Source organism: [Clostridium] celerecrescens 18A (genome assembly GCF_002797975.1).
Lineage (GTDB): Bacteria > Bacillota > Clostridia > Lachnospirales > Lachnospiraceae > Lacrimispora > Lacrimispora celerecrescens.
The window spans coordinates 5,186,954-5,204,315 of the sequence record NZ_PGET01000001.1 but is presented as its reverse complement, the minus strand read 5'-3'; the positions used below and the strand labels follow the sequence as shown (position 1 = coordinate 5,204,315).

Annotated in this window: 15 protein-coding genes; all 15 read right to left on the bottom strand. The window is 35.5% G+C overall.

The window, feature by feature from the left end:
• Window positions 1-45 precede the first annotated feature (45 nt).
• Window positions 46-1,077 carry a TylF/MycF/NovP-related O-methyltransferase gene (locus H171_RS23615; protein WP_100307299.1) on the bottom strand — a complete coding sequence of 344 codons (1,032 nt, stop codon included), beginning with the start codon at window positions 1,075-1,077 and terminating at the stop codon, window positions 46-48.
• Window positions 1,078-1,149: 72 nt separating this feature from the next.
• Complete coding sequence (locus H171_RS23610; protein ID WP_100307298.1) at window positions 1,150-2,550, bottom strand: glycosyltransferase family 4 protein; 1,401 nt, start codon at window positions 2,548-2,550, stop codon at window positions 1,150-1,152.
• A 67-nt stretch (window positions 2,551-2,617) separates the two neighbouring features.
• A complete protein-coding gene (locus tag H171_RS23605; RefSeq protein WP_100307297.1) occupies window positions 2,618-3,790 on the bottom strand; it encodes a radical SAM protein in 1,173 nt (390 codons plus the stop codon).
• 33 nt (window positions 3,791-3,823) lie between these two features.
• Window positions 3,824-4,777, bottom strand: a complete 954-nt coding sequence (locus H171_RS23600) for a glycosyltransferase family 2 protein (RefSeq protein WP_100307296.1) — start codon at window positions 4,775-4,777, stop codon at window positions 3,824-3,826.
• A 4-nt stretch (window positions 4,778-4,781) separates the two neighbouring features.
• Complete coding sequence (locus H171_RS23595) at window positions 4,782-5,987, bottom strand: hypothetical protein (RefSeq protein ID WP_157803217.1); 1,206 nt, start codon at window positions 5,985-5,987, stop codon at window positions 4,782-4,784.
• A gap of 23 nt (window positions 5,988-6,010) precedes the next feature.
• A complete protein-coding gene (locus H171_RS23590) occupies window positions 6,011-6,346 on the bottom strand; it encodes a hypothetical protein (RefSeq protein ID WP_100307294.1) in 336 nt (111 codons plus the stop codon).
• Window positions 6,333-8,165, bottom strand: coding sequence for a carbamoyltransferase family protein (locus tag H171_RS23585; RefSeq protein WP_100307293.1), 1,833 nt, complete (start codon window positions 8,163-8,165; stop codon window positions 6,333-6,335). The genes H171_RS23590 and H171_RS23585 overlap by 14 nt, the downstream gene beginning before the upstream one ends.
• Window positions 8,166-8,264: 99 nt before the next feature.
• Complete coding sequence (locus H171_RS23580) at window positions 8,265-9,476, bottom strand: CDP-glycerol glycerophosphotransferase family protein (RefSeq protein WP_100307292.1); 1,212 nt, start codon at window positions 9,474-9,476, stop codon at window positions 8,265-8,267.
• A gap of 382 nt (window positions 9,477-9,858) precedes the next feature.
• On the bottom strand, window positions 9,859-10,611 hold the full coding sequence (locus tag H171_RS23575; RefSeq protein WP_100307291.1) for a glycerophosphodiester phosphodiesterase: 753 nt from the start codon (window positions 10,609-10,611) through the stop codon (window positions 9,859-9,861).
• Window positions 10,608-11,942 carry a Gfo/Idh/MocA family oxidoreductase gene (locus tag H171_RS23570; RefSeq protein ID WP_100307290.1) on the bottom strand — a complete coding sequence of 445 codons (1,335 nt, stop codon included), beginning with the start codon at window positions 11,940-11,942 and terminating at the stop codon, window positions 10,608-10,610. The genes H171_RS23575 and H171_RS23570 overlap by 4 nt, the downstream gene beginning before the upstream one ends.
• Window position 11,943: 1 nt before the next feature.
• Window positions 11,944-12,885, bottom strand: coding sequence for a sugar phosphate isomerase/epimerase family protein (locus H171_RS23565; RefSeq protein WP_100307289.1), 942 nt, complete (start codon window positions 12,883-12,885; stop codon window positions 11,944-11,946).
• Between the two features lie 31 nt (window positions 12,886-12,916).
• Window positions 12,917-14,122, bottom strand: coding sequence for a sugar phosphate isomerase/epimerase family protein (locus tag H171_RS23560; RefSeq protein WP_100307288.1), 1,206 nt, complete (start codon window positions 14,120-14,122; stop codon window positions 12,917-12,919).
• 253 nt (window positions 14,123-14,375) lie between these two features.
• Entirely contained in the window at window positions 14,376-15,710 is a 1,335-nt protein-coding gene (locus H171_RS23555; protein WP_100307287.1) for a glycosyltransferase family 2 protein, read from the bottom strand.
• A gap of 78 nt (window positions 15,711-15,788) precedes the next feature.
• Window positions 15,789-16,634, bottom strand: coding sequence for a flagellin N-terminal helical domain-containing protein (locus H171_RS23550; RefSeq protein WP_100307286.1), 846 nt, complete (start codon window positions 16,632-16,634; stop codon window positions 15,789-15,791).
• Window positions 16,635-17,109: 475 nt separating this feature from the next.
• The gene (locus H171_RS23545; RefSeq protein WP_100307285.1) at window positions 17,110-17,310 is read right to left on the bottom strand and encodes a YjfB family protein; all 201 of its coding nucleotides are present in this window, start codon (window positions 17,308-17,310) and stop codon (window positions 17,110-17,112) included.
• Between the last annotated feature and the right edge of the window lie 52 nt (window positions 17,311-17,362).

The window sequence follows — 17,362 nt, the reverse complement described above, 5'->3', positions numbered from 1 at the left end:
ATTTTCAAATATTGAACTTTTCGAATTACTACTCTTTAAGCCCCGTTATTTTATAATGACCAAAGTTCCTGCCCTATCTGCCAAAGGAATGCTTTTCATCAATAAATTATTATCACGTTCATAACGTTTTACTGCTTTTTTTACTCCATGCAATTTTGCCGTATTATAATCATGTAAATAAATTACTCCTCTGTCGACTAATCTAGGATAAAAAAAATCTAATCCAGCATAAATAGAATCTTCAAAATCAACATCGATAGACACAAATATAAATTTTGAATTATATGCTTCCACTGTAATAGAATCAGGAAATAAACCTTTGCAGATTACACAATGCTCGGGGTATGGTAATTGCGACAATAGTTGTTCCTCTGAAGTTTTCGTATGATAATTTAGAAATATTTCATCACACCTACCAAGTGCAATTTCTTTTTCACCTTCTGCCTTATCGAACCCCTCAAATGTATCAAATAAAAACATTTTACGTTCTCTGAACTTTTCATTTATTAATGAAGAAAATGTTCCCCTAAAAACTCCTAGTTCAGCCACATCACCAACCATATTCTCTTCCAATAATTCTTCTGCAATATATTCAAATGTTCTATATCGGAAATAGTCATTCATATACTCCATCTTTGAATATTTTCCCATACCCACCAGTCTGTTATTGTCAAATGAATCTTTTTCATTAATTTTTATTAATTTATATTGATTTAATAACATTTCCTTATATAGCTGAGAGGATAGATCTTTTACTAATTCCAAGCTATTACCAAATATACTCTCTTGTATATTATCAGTAATAATCAACTTTTCTCTAGGTAATCCCATTTTTAAACATGTATTATATATTTCACTAAAATAAGTGCTAGCTATTACTAAGTAATCTGCTAGATTCATAAGTTTCTTTACACTTTCTACTCCGTGTACCTGGATTCCCTCAAACAACTCTCCTATATGATAAGTATCAATAATTGCTACTATGTCACATTCTTTAAAATATTCAAATTCAATATATCTTTTAGCTCGTTCACCACACCCCCATAATATTATTTTTCTCTTCATCTCCATTTTCATATATTTTTCCCTTCTGCCTTTTTATTTTCTTCAATAATTATATGAAAACCTGTTCAGGTACTAGGCCTCGCTCTACTGCAAATCTCCTATGATTGTTTCAAGCCTATCGCCAAAGACTTTCATAGTAAAATACTTTTCATATGTTTGTCTTGCTTTTCCACTTATAGAATTTAACTGATCCTTATTATTTAATACCCAAGACATTTTTCTTGTCAAATCTGTCACGTTTTCACTTTCAAAAATAAGTCCATTTTCTTTATCTTCTATATATTTTACTGTTCCTATTACATTAGAGACAATTCCAATTTTTCCATACATAAAGGCTTCTGTAACCACTATTGGCAGTGAATCTTGACGAGATGGAACAACTACAACATCAATGTCTTTATATATCTTTTCAATTTCCTCACGACTCAATTCTCCTAACCATTTAACTTCTGGTATTGTTTCCACTAGTTTCAAGACAGGTATTCCATATTGATTTTCTGGTGGGCAGGCACCGATCAACCAAAACTCCGACTCATTAAGTTCTTCTTTGGTGAGCTGAGTAATCGCCCGCAAAAAAATATCTTGTGCTTTAATGGACTCAATGCGTCCAATCACAGCGAATACTACCTTGTCCTTCATAGTAAGCTGAGTGTTTCCAAGGCCTTTATCTGGTATTCCGTAAGGTAGTATATTTGCGTTTATCTTATTAAAATATTGGCGAAATATACGAAGCGCTACATCGCTTACAACATATGTTTCTATATTCATATTATCCGTATTTTCTATAATCCCCTTATCTAGATATTCATACTCAATTCTTGATTCATGAATCCACCAGAAAACAGGCTTTCTACAAATTAATTCTTTTATAATTTTCCATTGTTGAAGAGTATTTACAATAACATAATCGAATTGCTCTATCCAGCATATTTGTTCCCATGTACAATAATCTACCAACTCCTGGATGAATACAGTAACGCCCTTACTTATTATTTCATTAATTAAGCGCCCCTCCCCTTTCCTTGCAACAATAACAGCATTAAATCCTTTTTGTGTTAAAGCCAAAGCTGCATAAAAAGCAGTTAATGAACCTCCATTATAGGTTAATTCATTAGTAATAATAAGAATCCTTTTTGTATTATTGCTTAAATAAAAATGATTTCTTTTGTAATGCATTATCAGTTCACATAATTTTCTTTCTTTTACAGAATGTTCACAATATTTTTCAAAATCCATTATAAACATCTCATCAATTCCTAATTCATTCATCAATTGCATTTTTATCTTTTTCTTATCTCTACTCATAACAATAATCTTGTCATAAGAGAATTCTTTTATATGGCAAGGAGAAATAATTGGAATATTATAAAACATTTTATCCCACTTATTTTTATCATTATCAACAAACGCAATAATTTCTTCCTTTAATAATACGTCTTGTCGGTTTATGAAAAAAGCTCCAATACCAAAAACAATTATTCTCATAATACCTCCATTCTATATGAGACGTTTAGTTTTTGCCTCTTTACATTCAATCAAATACAAGTATGAACTATAATTTATTCAATACTGTACCGATTACCTGCCTTGCCGGAGGGACCGATATATTATCATCTGTCAAAAAACCTCTACAGTGCTTACACAAATTGGTATACCCCTTTTCATTATATCCAAGGCGAAATTCAATTAACGCTTTGCTTTGTTCTGTTGTATATGTTTTTAAATCAAAAACCTCTACATCTTGTTCTTCATTAATACCTGCTACGGTTGCATATGAATCATAATTACAGCTAAATAATTTTCCATCCCTCAATTCTTGCCAAGAATGACAACAATTATCAAAATGTTCTCGTAGCTGCACATCCGTCCAATTAGAATAATCTGTCGTTAAAGGCGCTAAATCAATCCAGCTATCCACTTTAGATGTATGATAAGATATACCATATTTTTCAAGCTTCTGAATAAGCACATCAAAATTATCATTATACTGAGGAACTGCTTCTCTATAATCATCCACGGTGATATCAACATTACACTTACTTAACTTTTCTAAAATATGATCCGAAGGAATTACCGTACCATTTGTAACAGTACGGAGCTGATATATTCTATTACCATACTTTTTATCTATGTAATCAATAAGATCCGCAATCCGAGGATATAATAATGGTTCTCCACCACTTACATGAAATAGTAATATATTATCAACACAAGAAAAAAACATATCAACATCTTTAATTAAATTATTCCATTCACGGGTATAATAATGCTTCGCTAAAGCATTAAAATTCAAACATGCCTCACATTTTAAATTGCATACTGTACTGGGAAGAAAGGATATGTTATAAAAATATACTTTATTATATTTATAAACAAAGTAAATTCCTAAAAATTCTTCCAGATCGAAAAAATCTATATTCTTATGATATCCTTTGGATAACAGTTCCTTATATATACTTCTTCGCTGCATCTGGCCCGGTGTTATAATAATACCTAATTTCTCATCCCATTTTACTTCCGCCAATGAGATTACTGGTTTATCATATTCTAAACTGCAGCGTTTTTTTTCATCATTATCTATAAATCCTACAATGTTTATTTCTTCCTTTAGTATATGATAGCTTTTAATACCTAAATCTCCCGCTCCAAAGAGTAAATATTTTTCTTTTTCACATATTCTTTCATATATGCTATCAAATTCGTGTCCTTTATTTATCCATTTCATATCAAATACCTTTCTGGAATATCCATTTGAGTTTTATAAATGTAACTTTTTTACTTTTTCAAATTCCTTAATTCTATCGGGATACTCTTTATTAGTATTAATGTAATCCTCTCTATACTTTCCCATAATCTCTTGACTGTTAAGCAAAACCTCTCTATTGTTCTGCTCAAAGGCAATTTCTGCCACTAATTTTGCATGATATGCAAAAAAACGTCTTATCCATATATACATTTCTGGTTCTATCTCGTTTTGCTCAACAAAATTTAATAATTTTTCATAAGCACTAAATATCTGAACACGTACTGGCAAATTTTTTGCATGCCAAGTTGAATTGTATCTTATATTATAGTGATAAAAACTACGATTAATATAATATATACTTTTACAATTTGCAGCCAGTTGTGCAAAAAATAAAATGTCTCCTCCCAGCTTCTGCTCTTCATCAAAAATTATTTTTTCACATCCATTAAAAAAAACTTTCTTGTTAAAAAGCTTACACCACAAATTTGCTGAAAATGCTTTATAATAATCTCGCATGTAAATATATTGAAATAATTTATTTCTCCCAAATATTTCATCCTTTATGAATAATTGGTTCTTCATTTCGATACATTTACCATTTACTTCTTCAAAATACCCAGAAGCTACCATATCTACCTTTGTTTCTTGTTGAATTTTTAACAACGTTTCATACATATCTTTTTCTATCCAGTCATCACAATCCATAAATCCTATGTAATCACCTGTAGCCATTTCTAATCCCACATTTCTTGCGCTGCTTTCACCGCCATTTTTTTTATGTACTACTTTTATCCGTTCATCCATTGCAGCATATTCATCCAAAATTCTTTCGCTGCCATCTGTAGAACCATCATCAATGCATAAATATTCCATGTTTTTGTAGGTTTGGTTAAGAGCACTATCCAAACATCTGGGTAGATACTCAGCAGTATTATAAACAGGTATTATTAACGATATCTTATTCATCTCTTTATTTCCTCACAATATCTTTACTTAATAAATCAAAAATTGTTTCAGCTATTATCTTATTTGCTTTCTCTGTATAATGAACTTCATCAAAATATAATGCCCCTTCAACGTTATCAAAGATACGACTAAAATTATATAAAAAGTCTACCTGTTTCCAATTATGATTAACATTTTTATAGAATTCTCTACGTTCTTCTAACTTGCTGTTTCCATATTTCATTTGTATTTTATTAATCTTCTTAATACATTTATCCTTATGTTCACCAAACATACTAGTTGGTTGAAGTATTCCATAGTATTTGATACCAAACTCACGACAAACAGCACCCATAACTCTCATATTTATCATCCAGTTCTGATGCTTTTCGGCATTAACCTCTAAGCCAAAAGAAAGTTCTAAATTATCAGCACTTCTTAATCCCATTTTAGGAGCGTTGGCAACATCGCTATCTATTATATTACTAAACGTGTTTCTACAAATATATTGCAGATATCTGTTAACTAAAGGATGTTTTTTATCAACATCCACTTCATTAACTCCATTAAACTGGATAACTATGCTAGGTTCTAACCAAATAACATCTCTTAAAAATTTCAAAAGTTCCTGAGAAGACTCATATCCGCTAACCGCTCCATTATACAATAATAAATCATCATTATATTCTATTTTTAACATTTCGTAGAAATATTGAACCCAAGGAGTAAATACCGAATAATCATCATCTGTTGTACTTCCTCCTAGTATGACAATTATATTTTTGCTCTTCTGGTCACCCCTAATATTAAATCCATCCAAATCCCCTCTTCTTGAATACCCACAGATAGGATCGTATAAATCGTATCGTTTTTTTCCTCCCCAAAAATTCATAATGTTATAATAATCAATATTTTCTTGCAACCCAATACTTTTTAAGATTTGTATTGCAGAAGCAGCATTATCTATGATGCACAGAAAAATCAGACTCTTATCAGATTCATATAATAAATCATAGGGGGATTTTACAGGTCTTTCAAAAAATAGATTTCCTTGTTTTTTTTCATCCATATCGACAAAATAAGCAATTTCGTAACCAATTGCAGTAAGGTATGCATATATCCTTGATCCAGCTGAACCGCAACCATAAATGATAATTCTCTTATTTTGATTTACAGATATAACATCATTAATATAACGGACTATTGGATTATCAAAATATCCTTCTATCACCAAGCGAATCACTCCTAATCTCTTTAAAATTCATAAATATAAGGAGAAACTCCTCCATTTTTTAAATCAATTTTCTTATTTTTAAAAGCACTTATGGTAGAGACAGAAATAAATTGTTTCATTTCTTGCTCTTGCAATAAATCCCAATGCCCATTAAGTAATGATTGCAGTTCAATAGGAGTATCGAACGAGTATTCCATAATTTTTTTAATTTCATTATTCTTTTTATGAAAAGTACTTTGCTCCAATTTCTGACCTAATACTTGTGAGCAAAGCATCTCGATACCTTTCGTTTCAGCCAGCCTTTCTGCAATCTCTTTAATTGATTGTATTTCTGTTTTATTCCTAATCAAGCTCATACATACTCCTCCAATCTTCTTTTTCCTCAAATTCAGGCTGTTCCTCCTTAATCAAAACGAAGTTTTCCAAAACCAAAATATCCATATCTGTCCGCATAAAACATTTGAAAGCATCATGAGGAGTACATACTATTGGCTCTCCTCTGACATTAAAAGAGGTATTAACCACCATACCACAACCTGTAAGCTTCTGGAATTCTGTTATAATTTGATGGAAAAATGGATTTGTTTTTTTTGAAACAGTCTGAATTCTTGCACTATAATCCACATGTGTAACAGCAGGTATCGTAGAACGTATTTGGTTTATTATTCCCAACATATTATTATCATAGTTAATAAGTTCTGTTTCTAAATTATTCTTTTTTCTTTTTCTCAATTTATTTACAACCGGGGCCGTAAACAGCATATATGGGCTAGCCACATCAATTTCAAAATATTCTTGTACTTTTTCTTCTAATACTGCCGGGGCGAATGGTCTAAATGATTCTCTAAACTTTATTTTTAGATTTAATTTTGATTGCATTTTTTCTGACATAGGATTAGCAATAATACTTCTTGCCCCTAAAGCTCTCGGTCCAAATTCCATCTTGCCGTTAAATATACCAATTACTTTATCATCTACCAATGCTTTAGCAGTATAATCAAACAATTTTTTGCTATCCATGTAATGATAACAAATGGTATTTTTGTCTAAATATTTCTTAATTTCATCATTTTTATAGTCTGGACCTAAGTAGGATCCTTTTTGACTATCAATTTTATCTACTTTTCTATCCAAACCAAAATATTGATAAGTACCAACTAGTGCTGCACCTAAAGCACCTCCTGCATCTCCTGCAGCCGGTTGTACCCATATATTTTCAAAAATCTTTTCCTTTAATAATTTTCCATTTGCTACACAATTTAAAGCGGTACCGCCAGCCAACGTTAGATTTTTTGAGCTAGTTAATTTTTTTGCATACCTAGCCATTTTTAAGATAATTTCTTCCGTTACTTTTTGAATTGAGGCTGCTATATCCATATATTCCTTTGTTATAATACTTTCTGGTTGACGTCGTTTTATTTCAAATAATTCTTCAAAAGCTTCTCCAGTCATTACTACATCTTTCATAAATGAAAAATATTCCGTATTAAGCTGAAAAGATCCGTCTTCATTCATAGAAATTAGGTTTTCCATTATTTTATTATAATATATCGGATTTCCATATGGAGCCAGACCCATTAGCTTATACTCACCTGAATTTACCTTAAAACCACAAAAATAAGTAATAGCACTATATAAAAGACCTAGAGAATTAGGATAATTCATCTGTTCCAAAATGGTTATTTCCTTGCCTTTACCTAATCCTATAGTAGATGTTGCCCACTCGCCAACACCATCCAGTGTTAAAATGGCAGCATCTTCAAATGGAGAAGGATAAAATGCGGAAGCTGCATGAGACATATGATGTTCACAAACTAAAAGATTACCTTTTTTTCCAAGATCGCCTATTGCCTCTTTTAATAATTCATGTATCCATATTTTCTGTCCATATATAGATTCAAAAGATTTTTGTATGATTTTATCACTATCAGGACTTACAGCAATACAATTTTGCAACCACCTGTCTAATGTAAGCAATGGATTATCATAGTATATAACAGCATCTAATTCTCCCTTCATCTGTGCCAAACAATACTGTATTGCGTTGATTGGTATGGACGAATCCGCCTTCTTCCTCGTAAAGCGTTCTTCCTGGACCGCAGCAAGTATTTCTCCTTCACAGCATAAGGCTGCTGCACTATCATGATATAATGCTGATATTCCTAAAATATTCATAGCCACTCTCCTTATTATGTAAAATGATTATTTCATATTTGAATCATCATCAAAGATTAACTTATTAACACTACAAGTTTCTCACTCGCTGGTTTATCTTTATTTATCCTTGTTTATAAACCTCTCTATTAAGCCTACAACTCTCTCACTGGCATGTCCGTCCTCTACCACTCCATGTTCCTGCAAAAACTCATCAATTTTCCTTCTATATTCCTCATTGTCGAATCCCATTATATTTTCAACCAATTCATCATTATCCTTTGCCACTGAAAATGGCAGAGAATACATATCCCACATCAGCCGACCTCGTTCCTCTGTATATATCTCCAAATCATCCGCATAAAGGAAAACAGGCATATACATATTTATAACATCAAACGCTGAACTGGAATAATCAGTTATTAATACATCAGAAGCCGCCGCCAGTTCGTTCATATCATCGGCCTGACTCACATCAATCATATTTTCTACTCCATTTGTTAATGGGAACTGATTGAGATGTGCTGCCAGTTGTGGATGCAGACGCAGAAACACAAACCAGATACCCCCAAATTTCTGCTCCAGAGCATTTACCAACCGGCTAAAATCAATTGTTGATTCCTCCGTAAATACCTGACGTTTTCCTTTCTGACTTCCTCCTCTAAATGTGGGTGCAAACAAAACTATTTTTATGTCTTGTGGAATATGGTAGCACTCTCGTATGTGCTTATATATTTCTTCTCTCCTGTTGATAAAGATATCACAGCGCGGTGACCCCGTCTTGACAATATTTCCGTTATAAAGAAGCATTTCAGGGTATAACTTCGTACACCATTCGGAATTAGAAGTGACATAATCCGCAAGCTTTGAATCATATTCGCTCACTAAATAAGCTATATGTGGAAAAAGGTTCCCCCGAAATTTTCCCACAGGTTTGAATCCCAGCCCTGCGTGCCATGTCTGTATATAAAGCTGTTTTTTTCTTTTAGCTGTACCAAATGCCTTTCTGCTGTTGTCTATCCAGACTTTTGCCGTTGTTAAGTGATACGCCCTATTGAAAAAACTATTTTTCACCTTTTTAATACCAACCGGGAACTGCTTATTCATGTTATTGATTAACCAGATAATATCAAATTTTTCATTCTTTTTCAGTAACTCTTCCGCTATGTAACGAGGGTTACAACAATATCCCCCATCTCCTTCAAACGTTGTAAAAACAATCTTTTTCTTATTAATAGGGAAAAGCCGAAGCAAATGATAGAAAAGATTCGTTCTATAGCATTTCCTTTTCCGTTTTCTTATATATCTTTCTTCGTTGCTTAATTTTTTCACCCCTAGAACTCCTCTCTCTTCATGTCTAAAAATCTATATACTTCCAATGCGGTGTTCCTGCATTTCAATGTCATTCCCGCTATTTTTACAATTCAATTTACGCTTCTATCAAAACACGCTATGCACCTTTTCTATATCTATCATTCTAGAATCCCATTCATTATAATTACAAACCAAATTATTTTCATATTTTCAATGATCCAAATACAGTCTTATGCTGACTTTTAAATTAGCATACCTTTTAATACTCTCATCTCGGCATCCATTGGGCTATATATTCCCGCCAAAGTCTTATAAATGGTAATTTTCCCGATCTGTTACTTAGTCGACTACTCCAACAAAATTAAACCATTATATTAAAAGCAAGCACTCCTCCTATAAATTACTTATCATCCCTTATCTCACTTCCCAATTCAGGTTTGTTGGTAATGATTCCATTCACACCCATATCACAGAAACGCCGTATTTCTTTTCCGCTGTTTACAGTCCAAATATTTATCTCGATTCCTCTTTCGTGAAGCACCTCAATGGTATCTTTCCTATTCAAAAGGTACCATGCAGGATGAACCGTATTTATTTTGTACTTCTCTGCATAATTTCCAATATCTATGATACCGTCACAATAAAGAAAAGCCACCTTTGCCGTCTCTTCTATTTCTCGAAGCTTCAACATAGACGCATGTGAAAAAGAAGAAAATAATGTTCTTCCAAGTACTTTTTTTTCTTTTACTATTTTTAATACTTTTTCTTCCATACCCTCATAGGGAAATATGTTATTCTTCAATTCTATATTAAATAAAAATTCATTATCCGCCTTAGACCTTTTATGTACAAACTGTTCCAATACTTCCTCCAGCAAAGGAATTTGAACCCCCTCGTATTCCGGGTGTGTCTTGTTGAATTGAACCCCCCTTAGCTCTTCCAGGGAATAGTCTTTCACATATCCTATACCATCAGATACTCTGCTTATCTCCTCATCATGGGTAACTACCAAATATCCATCCCTCGTCATCTGTACATCAAATTCAATTCCATCTGCCCCCATATCGTAAGCTAACTGAAATGCTTCCATAGAATTTTCCGGCGCATACTGGCTCGCTCCGCGATGACCATATATTTTCGTCTGATACCTCATAGTCTTGTCACCATAAATTTCTCCACAACTCCTGCCATAGTAATGGACTCTTCTTCTGTGAATTTATAAGACTTTCTCTCCCCATTGTGAATCAGCGAAACGAATTCACTTAATTCATAACGAAGGCCATCTCCTAAAAACCTGGCTGTATACTGTTCCTTCTTATAAGGATTTTCAAAACGAACTTCAAAGGATTTTGTCAGCCACCATGGTGACTCTGCAAGAATATAGCCCTTGGTTCCTGCAATGATCAACTGCCCCTCTGATTTTACAGCAACTCCGGTTTTAGATAATGCCATCCCCCTCTCAAAAGAAAAAGAGGCTTTTGTATACAAATCAATACCACACTCATTCTTTATACTGTCAAAACTTACGCTCTTATATTGCGTTCCTAACAGTTTAAAGATAGGAAGCATTGTATGGTTCCCGAATTCCAGAAAGCCGCCTCCAAATCTGGGGTCTTTACTTTCCCTGGAATCCGTATCCGCAATTCTGGTAAAGCAGGCTTCCACATCCACAATGTTACCGATGATCCCACTTCTCGCTACTCCCAAAAGCTGACCAAACCCAGGGCAATACGCTGTTTTAATAGCCTCTAGAAGTAAACAGTTATTATCTTTTGCAGTAGCAAACAGTTCCTGCGCCTGCGCCTTAGACAAGGCCATGGGCTTCTCACACAATACATGCTTTCCCTGGCTTAAAGCTGCTTTTGCATATTCATAATGTGTTTGATGTAAGGAAGCAATGTATACTGCATCTAAAGGATTTAAAAAATCTTCATAATTTTTCCAATTTGCCTGAACCTCGAAACGCTTAGCAAACCGTTCCGCACTTTCCCTGTGAGGATTATAAACGCTGATCGCCTCAATACCGCTGACAAACTTCGCTTCAGGTATAAATCGTGCTGCAATACGTCCGGTTCCCACGATTCCCATTTTAATAATGGGATACTTTTGTTTTCTTATTAAGGTACTGGATATTTCCTTTGTTCGTTCCAGATACACCACCTCGCAAAAATCTTTTAGATAGTCAAATTCACCTGTCCAATCTGAGCCAATGGCAAAGGTATCCACACCGTATTTATGAATATCCTCCACTTTTTGCCCCACGTGGTCTTCCACTATAATTCTATCTGCAAATCCAGTTTTTTTCACATTTTCAATCCGGTCTATAATGGAATCAACTACGTTTAATTTTCCCCGGGATTCATCATATTGTTCTGTGGTAACTCCCACAATCAAATAATCACCCAAAGCTTTCGCCCTCTTAAGCAGCTTGTAGTGTCCCTCATGAAATAAGTCAAAAGAACCATATGTAATTACCTTTTTCATTTTATCGTCCTGTTCCCTCCTCTAACTGCTTTGTCCAATACCTACCAATATCTGCAATCAGCCTAAGCACACTGTCATGTAACTCTTCCGGAAAGCACCTCAATGCCCCAAAGGTCTCAAAGCTCAGCACACCATGGAATCCTATTTCTTTCAGCCCGTGTAAAAAACCGTTCCAATCTGTGCTTACTTCTCCAGCCAATTCTTTCGTGAAAGTAAACGGCAATTGATGCAAGTCACGGATTCCATCATTATCGTGAATGTGAAGCGCCTGTATTCTGTTACCCAAGGTAAGGATCGTCTCTTTCATACTTTTACCGAGGATATTGGCATGCCCTGTGTCAAAGCAAAAAGCAAAGCACTCTTCCCCTGCTATTTGATTTAGTTTATCCACATATTCAGCTGCTTGAGATGGGTCAGCGCATACACCTTCACAGATTCTTCCCCCGAAACAATCATACAGATTTTCCAAACAAATTTTTACACCGTATCTCTTACATGAAGGAATCAGTCTTTGAAGAAAGTCCATATTTTTCTTATATTCTTCTATTCTTCCCAAAGGATAAGACAATTTAAAAGGATGTACGACCAGATATGGCACATGAAGTGCAGCACAGACAAGAATACTTTTCTCCACTACCATATGTAAATATTCCTTGTCTTCTTCTCTTCCATACACATACAGAGGATAAGGAGCATGCGCCTGAGAAAACTCCAATCCCTCTCTTTTTGCCATGCGGTAGTACTCATCAAAATGTGCAGATAGCTTTTCTTCTGGCTGATCGAAAAAATGATTTATTTTTCCCTGATAAATAAGGTTATTAGGCAAAAAACGGTCAAGATTAAAATCGATACAGTCAAAACCGGCGACCCTTATCCTGTGAAAATCCTTTTCTTTCGCTTTATCCCCTAATAGAAGCCGGGACTGTATTCCTATCTTCAACATAGATTCTCCCTTTGATTGCTTTTTTCCACATTTAAATCGGTTTTCCGCTCATTCTAATTATTTCTTCTGTCAATTCGTAATGATTGATCCCCATATCATTTAATTGTTTAGCTATTTCTTCATAATAAGCATTGCATAAAATTACAATCCTCTCATCTTCCGGAACCTCCAATAAGGTTTCCGGATTGCAAATAGGAATCCCCAGCTTTTCAGTTCCCCATATACAAGCATTGTTATCTACAGCAAAAACAGGTGGATGTTTCTTTCCATATTCACCCATATATACGTCAAACATTCTGCCCGCCCCAAACAATATCTTTTTTTTAGAACCCATCTGATCTAAAAGTTGATTAAAACATATGACATGGGAAAAATTAACTCCTATTCTGTAAAGGAACTGAAGCAGCGACTCTTGAAGTACTCCCGGAAAACTTGTAAAACTTCGGTAAGTTTCAAAGCTAAGCACACCCTCAAAACTTATCTCTCTAAGCCCTAATAAAAAGCCGCTCCAATCCGTAGTACAAAGCCCGGTCGTGGCATCTGAAAAGCTATAGGGTAATTGGTGAGAATCCGCCACTCCATCATTATCGTGAATATGCAACACTTTTAAATGAGAGCCAAGCGCCCTCACTTCTTCCCTAAGATTTTTCCCAAGCACATTGGCATGCCCTACGTCAAAACAAGCCCCAAAACGTTGTTCTCCAGCTTCCTTATTCAATATATCAATATATTCCACTGTCTTCCGAGCCTCCGAGCAAGCACCTCCCCATACCCTTCCAGCTCTTCGATAAGGCATATTTTCAATGCATATTATTACATCATGACGTCTAGCGTCTTCTGTCAATGATCCAAAATATTCCAGGTTATTTTTTTTCTCTTTTGCCCCTCCCAGTTCAAAAGCCAGCTCCAACGGGTGCATTACCAAAAAAGGGCTTCCGAGAATGCTGCATATGGCAATACTTTTCTTCATTTCCTCCAGAATATATTCCATTTTATCCGGTCTGTTTAGTTCATATTTTAATATAGGTGCATGTACTTGAGAAAAACGTATTCCATGCCTCGTCGCGCATTCCTTATGTTTTCTAAAATAGGAGACTTCAAGTTTCTCTGTACTGTCTTCAGGGCTCACAATATTGTAATCCACGCAAGTGATTCCAGCCTGTTTGATTTTCTTATATCCTACTTCTATTACACTTTCTCTGATGATTCCTCTGGATTGTACGCCAATTTCCAACATGTCTTTTCCTTAATTGTATTTTACTTTTTAATTCCCTCATTGTTTCATAGACTCTGAGCTCTCTATGAAGTAGATATGAGATAATTCAGCAAACCATCTACTAAAGCGATTATTTGAACTTCGGTATATGCATCTTACATGCAAAAGATCAATCCACAATCCTTTACAAGTCCACATTATATCAGCCACGTTCATAAGCGCCAATGCAATGATGTGTTTTATTTTCCAGCCATCGATACATAACTCCTCTACCTCATCGAAAAATATCTCCTGATTTAGCAACGAACTCTCGTTCCTGCTCTGACAGCAAAAGAGAAAGCTTATTTTCCAATGCAGGAAAGGCCGCCTGTTCTGATACCTTTATCAGAAAAATTTTATTTTTGAAGATTGAAAGGTCATATAACTTTGACAAAAAGCCAAAAGTTGCGGAGGCAGTCGTTTCCTCTCCCGGCTCTCTTTTTAGAAGAAGCAATATCTCCTTCAAGACAGAAAACTCGTAAGGTTCTGCCCTTAAAGTAAACACTCCGTACCGGATCATCTCAGAAGAACGATTATACTTTGCATAGAAGAAAAAGAGCCACTGGTATACAAAGGTAAGTCTTCCAGACATGTCAAGAGGGTCATTTCCCTTATACTCATCCAGTAGCTGAAGGGCCTGCTCAAAGTACAGCCTTGTCTTTTCGTCAGACCCTTGTCTGCAGAACCATTGCCCTGCCCAATAGTCCACATCCGGAGTATCACATCCACGTTTTTTCGCTTTTTGGTAAACCTCCATAAAATCTTCTTCACTGCCAGAATTCCTTATATACTTTGTCTTAAGCCAAAAGGCAAAGCTGAGATTTCTCCTATCTATCTCCATAACAGCATCCGGGTTCTCAGTTGCACGGAAAAAAGCTTCTTCTGCCTCCTCCAGCTTTTCATCTGCCAGAAGAGAGTCTCCAAGATATGACCACATCATGGAATTTTCCGGATCTTTTTCCAGTTCTTTTCGTATCATGAAGATATTGCGCTTTTCTTTCTTTTTTTCTATGCATATTGCCCTTGCGTAACCGGTATGGAATACAGCAAGGGTCTCCATGGCATCCCAGGAAAAAAGCTGACTTCCATCGGTTAAATCCAGATATTCATGAATCCTGCTTCGATAACGAAGCTTTGGAATATTCCTGAAAATCCGATACTGCACACCAGTATTTATACGATTCCCGGAGTCATCCAAATTCACCAGCAAAGTCCGTATCACATGAGGGCGGGCAGGATGCGTAGAATTCTTTTCCACTCTTTTTAGCATTGGTAATATCTTTCTCACATCTTCATCTGAAAAATATTCATCTGCATCAAGAAACGCAATCCAATTTCCTTTCGCCTGCTCAATAGCAAAGTTTTTAGCGGCAGAAAAATCATGCTCCCATGGAAAATGAAAGACCTTTGCTCCCATAGCTTCCGCTATTTCTACTGTCTTATCGGTAGACCCCGTGTCTACCACAATCTGCTCGCAGACAATTCCTTTTCCCCAATTCAGAGCCTGCCTGATATTTTTTTCCTCATCCTTCACAATCATGCACTGGGACAGACGAATGACCGGTTTCATAAGAACTCCTCCTAATTCGATAAAATAATCCCCCGAAAAATCATCTTTCCGGGGGATTGTAAGCTTAAAATGCGGCAATTACTGAAGTAACTGTAATACGCCCTGTGGAAGCTGATTTGCCTGAGCCAGCATAGCCTGAGAAGCCTGAACAAGAATATTGTTCTTGGTATAGGACATCATCTCTTTTGCCATATCCACGTCACGAATGCGGCTTTCTGCAGCAGTCATGTTCTCAGCGGTTGCGCCTAAGTTGTTAACTGTGTGCTCCAGACGGTTCTGGTATGCACCCAGCTTACCACGAATACTGGAAACATAGTTGATAGCATCCTTAACTTTAGATACAGTTGCTGCAGCATTGGTAGTATCAGCACCATCGATCTTAGCAGTACCAATTCCTGACATTCCTGTTGCAGAAGTTGCAATGCTGCTGATCTTTACACCTAACATATTGTTGGTGCTTGCTGTATCACCAATCTGAAGTGTAATCGTTGTTGATGCTGAACCATTACCATTCAAAAGTTTTGTTCCATTGAAAGTTGTGGTATTAGCAATACGATCAATTTCAGTTGTTAACTGATCATATTCTTCCTGTAAGTTCTTACGGTCAACATCCTGGTCATAGATTCCATTGGCAGACTGCATAGATAACTCAACCATACGATTTAACATGGAATGAACTTCTGTCAAAGCACCTTCTGCTGTCTGGATCAAAGAAATACCATCGTTAGCATTCTTCTGAGCAGTATCAAGGCTTGTGATCTGTGCTCTCATTTTCTCAGAAATAGCAAGACCAGCAGCGTCATCACCTGCACGGTTGATTCTGTAACCAGAAGATAATTTCTCAAGGCTCTTGCTTACGGTGGTGTTATTGTTTCCTAACTGTCTGTGTGCATTTAAAGCAGCAATGTTGTGTTGAATTCTCATAGATATTTCCTCCTTGAATGTGTTTTCAGGGAATTCCTTTTCCCTGTGTGATGTATTTTCCTGATTCAGGAAAATAAGTAAATCATATCAGCGGAATCTTGCGGGGTACCAGCCACAGGAATGATTCCAGTTTTGACACATGTATCTCCTGGAAGTATGTGAAACATAATATTCAAATGAATTCAAATATATGTTTTTCAATAACTTCCTTTCATGTACTTTATCGTACCAATGAGAATAAAAGATAAGTCTTTTTTTTAATATTTCAAAATATTTATTTTTATAATGATACCTGCAAACTATCCTGCAAATAAGACTAACTTTGTCATTTATACTTCTACTCAAAAATCCCTATAAAATAATTGACTTAAGATTACTTCACAGCACCGCAAAAGGAATTGACAATCTCAACATCAACTAAAGCGTAAGCATTTATAAGAAAAGGGATATGCCTCCGCATACCCCCTCTTTCCCTCTAGGCCTTAGTATCCAAAATCTCCCCGATCCCATTTCCTGGAACCTGCTCGGGCAGCGCCGTCTCCACCATCTTAAGCAATCCCTCCGCAGCAACTTCCTGAGAATCCATAGCTTTCTTCGCAACGCTAATTCCTGCACTCTGTTGTACTCTAGCAAGGCTCATCTCCATGCTCATTGCACCAATATCCATCCCTCTCATTCTCCTTTCAAAGAATACGCCTTAAATTCATTTTCTATTATTTATATCGGCA

What these genes read in the sequence shown, in the direction of transcription:
- H171_RS23615 (WP_100307299.1), bottom strand. Translation starts at nt 1,077, where the DNA reads ATGAAAATGGAGATGAAGAGAAAAATAATATTATGGGGGTGTGGTGAA.
- H171_RS23610 (WP_100307298.1), bottom strand. Translation starts at nt 2,550, where the DNA reads ATGAGAATAATTGTTTTTGGTATTGGAGCTTTTTTCATAAACCGACAA.
- H171_RS23605 (WP_100307297.1), bottom strand. Translation starts at nt 3,790, where the DNA reads ATGAAATGGATAAATAAAGGACACGAATTTGATAGCATATATGAAAGA.
- H171_RS23600 (WP_100307296.1), bottom strand. Translation starts at nt 4,777, where the DNA reads ATGAATAAGATATCGTTAATAATACCTGTTTATAATACTGCTGAGTAT.
- H171_RS23590 (WP_100307294.1), bottom strand. Translation starts at nt 6,346, where the DNA reads ATGAGCTTGATTAGGAATAAAACAGAAATACAATCAATTAAAGAGATT.
- H171_RS23585 (WP_100307293.1), bottom strand. Translation starts at nt 8,165, where the DNA reads ATGAATATTTTAGGAATATCAGCATTATATCATGATAGTGCAGCAGCC.
- H171_RS23575 (WP_100307291.1), bottom strand. Translation starts at nt 10,611, where the DNA reads ATGAGGTATCAGACGAAAATATATGGTCATCGCGGAGCGAGCCAGTAT.
- H171_RS23570 (WP_100307290.1), bottom strand. Translation starts at nt 11,942, where the DNA reads ATGAAAAAGGTAATTACATATGGTTCTTTTGACTTATTTCATGAGGGA.
- H171_RS23565 (WP_100307289.1), bottom strand. Translation starts at nt 12,885, where the DNA reads ATGTTGAAGATAGGAATACAGTCCCGGCTTCTATTAGGGGATAAAGCG.
- H171_RS23560 (WP_100307288.1), bottom strand. Translation starts at nt 14,122, where the DNA reads ATGTTGGAAATTGGCGTACAATCCAGAGGAATCATCAGAGAAAGTGTA.
- H171_RS23555 (WP_100307287.1), bottom strand. Translation starts at nt 15,710, where the DNA reads ATGAAACCGGTCATTCGTCTGTCCCAGTGCATGATTGTGAAGGATGAG.
- H171_RS23550 (WP_100307286.1), bottom strand. Translation starts at nt 16,634, where the DNA reads ATGAGAATTCAACACAACATTGCTGCTTTAAATGCACACAGACAGTTA.
- H171_RS23545 (WP_100307285.1), bottom strand. Translation starts at nt 17,310, where the DNA reads ATGAGAGGGATGGATATTGGTGCAATGAGCATGGAGATGAGCCTTGCT.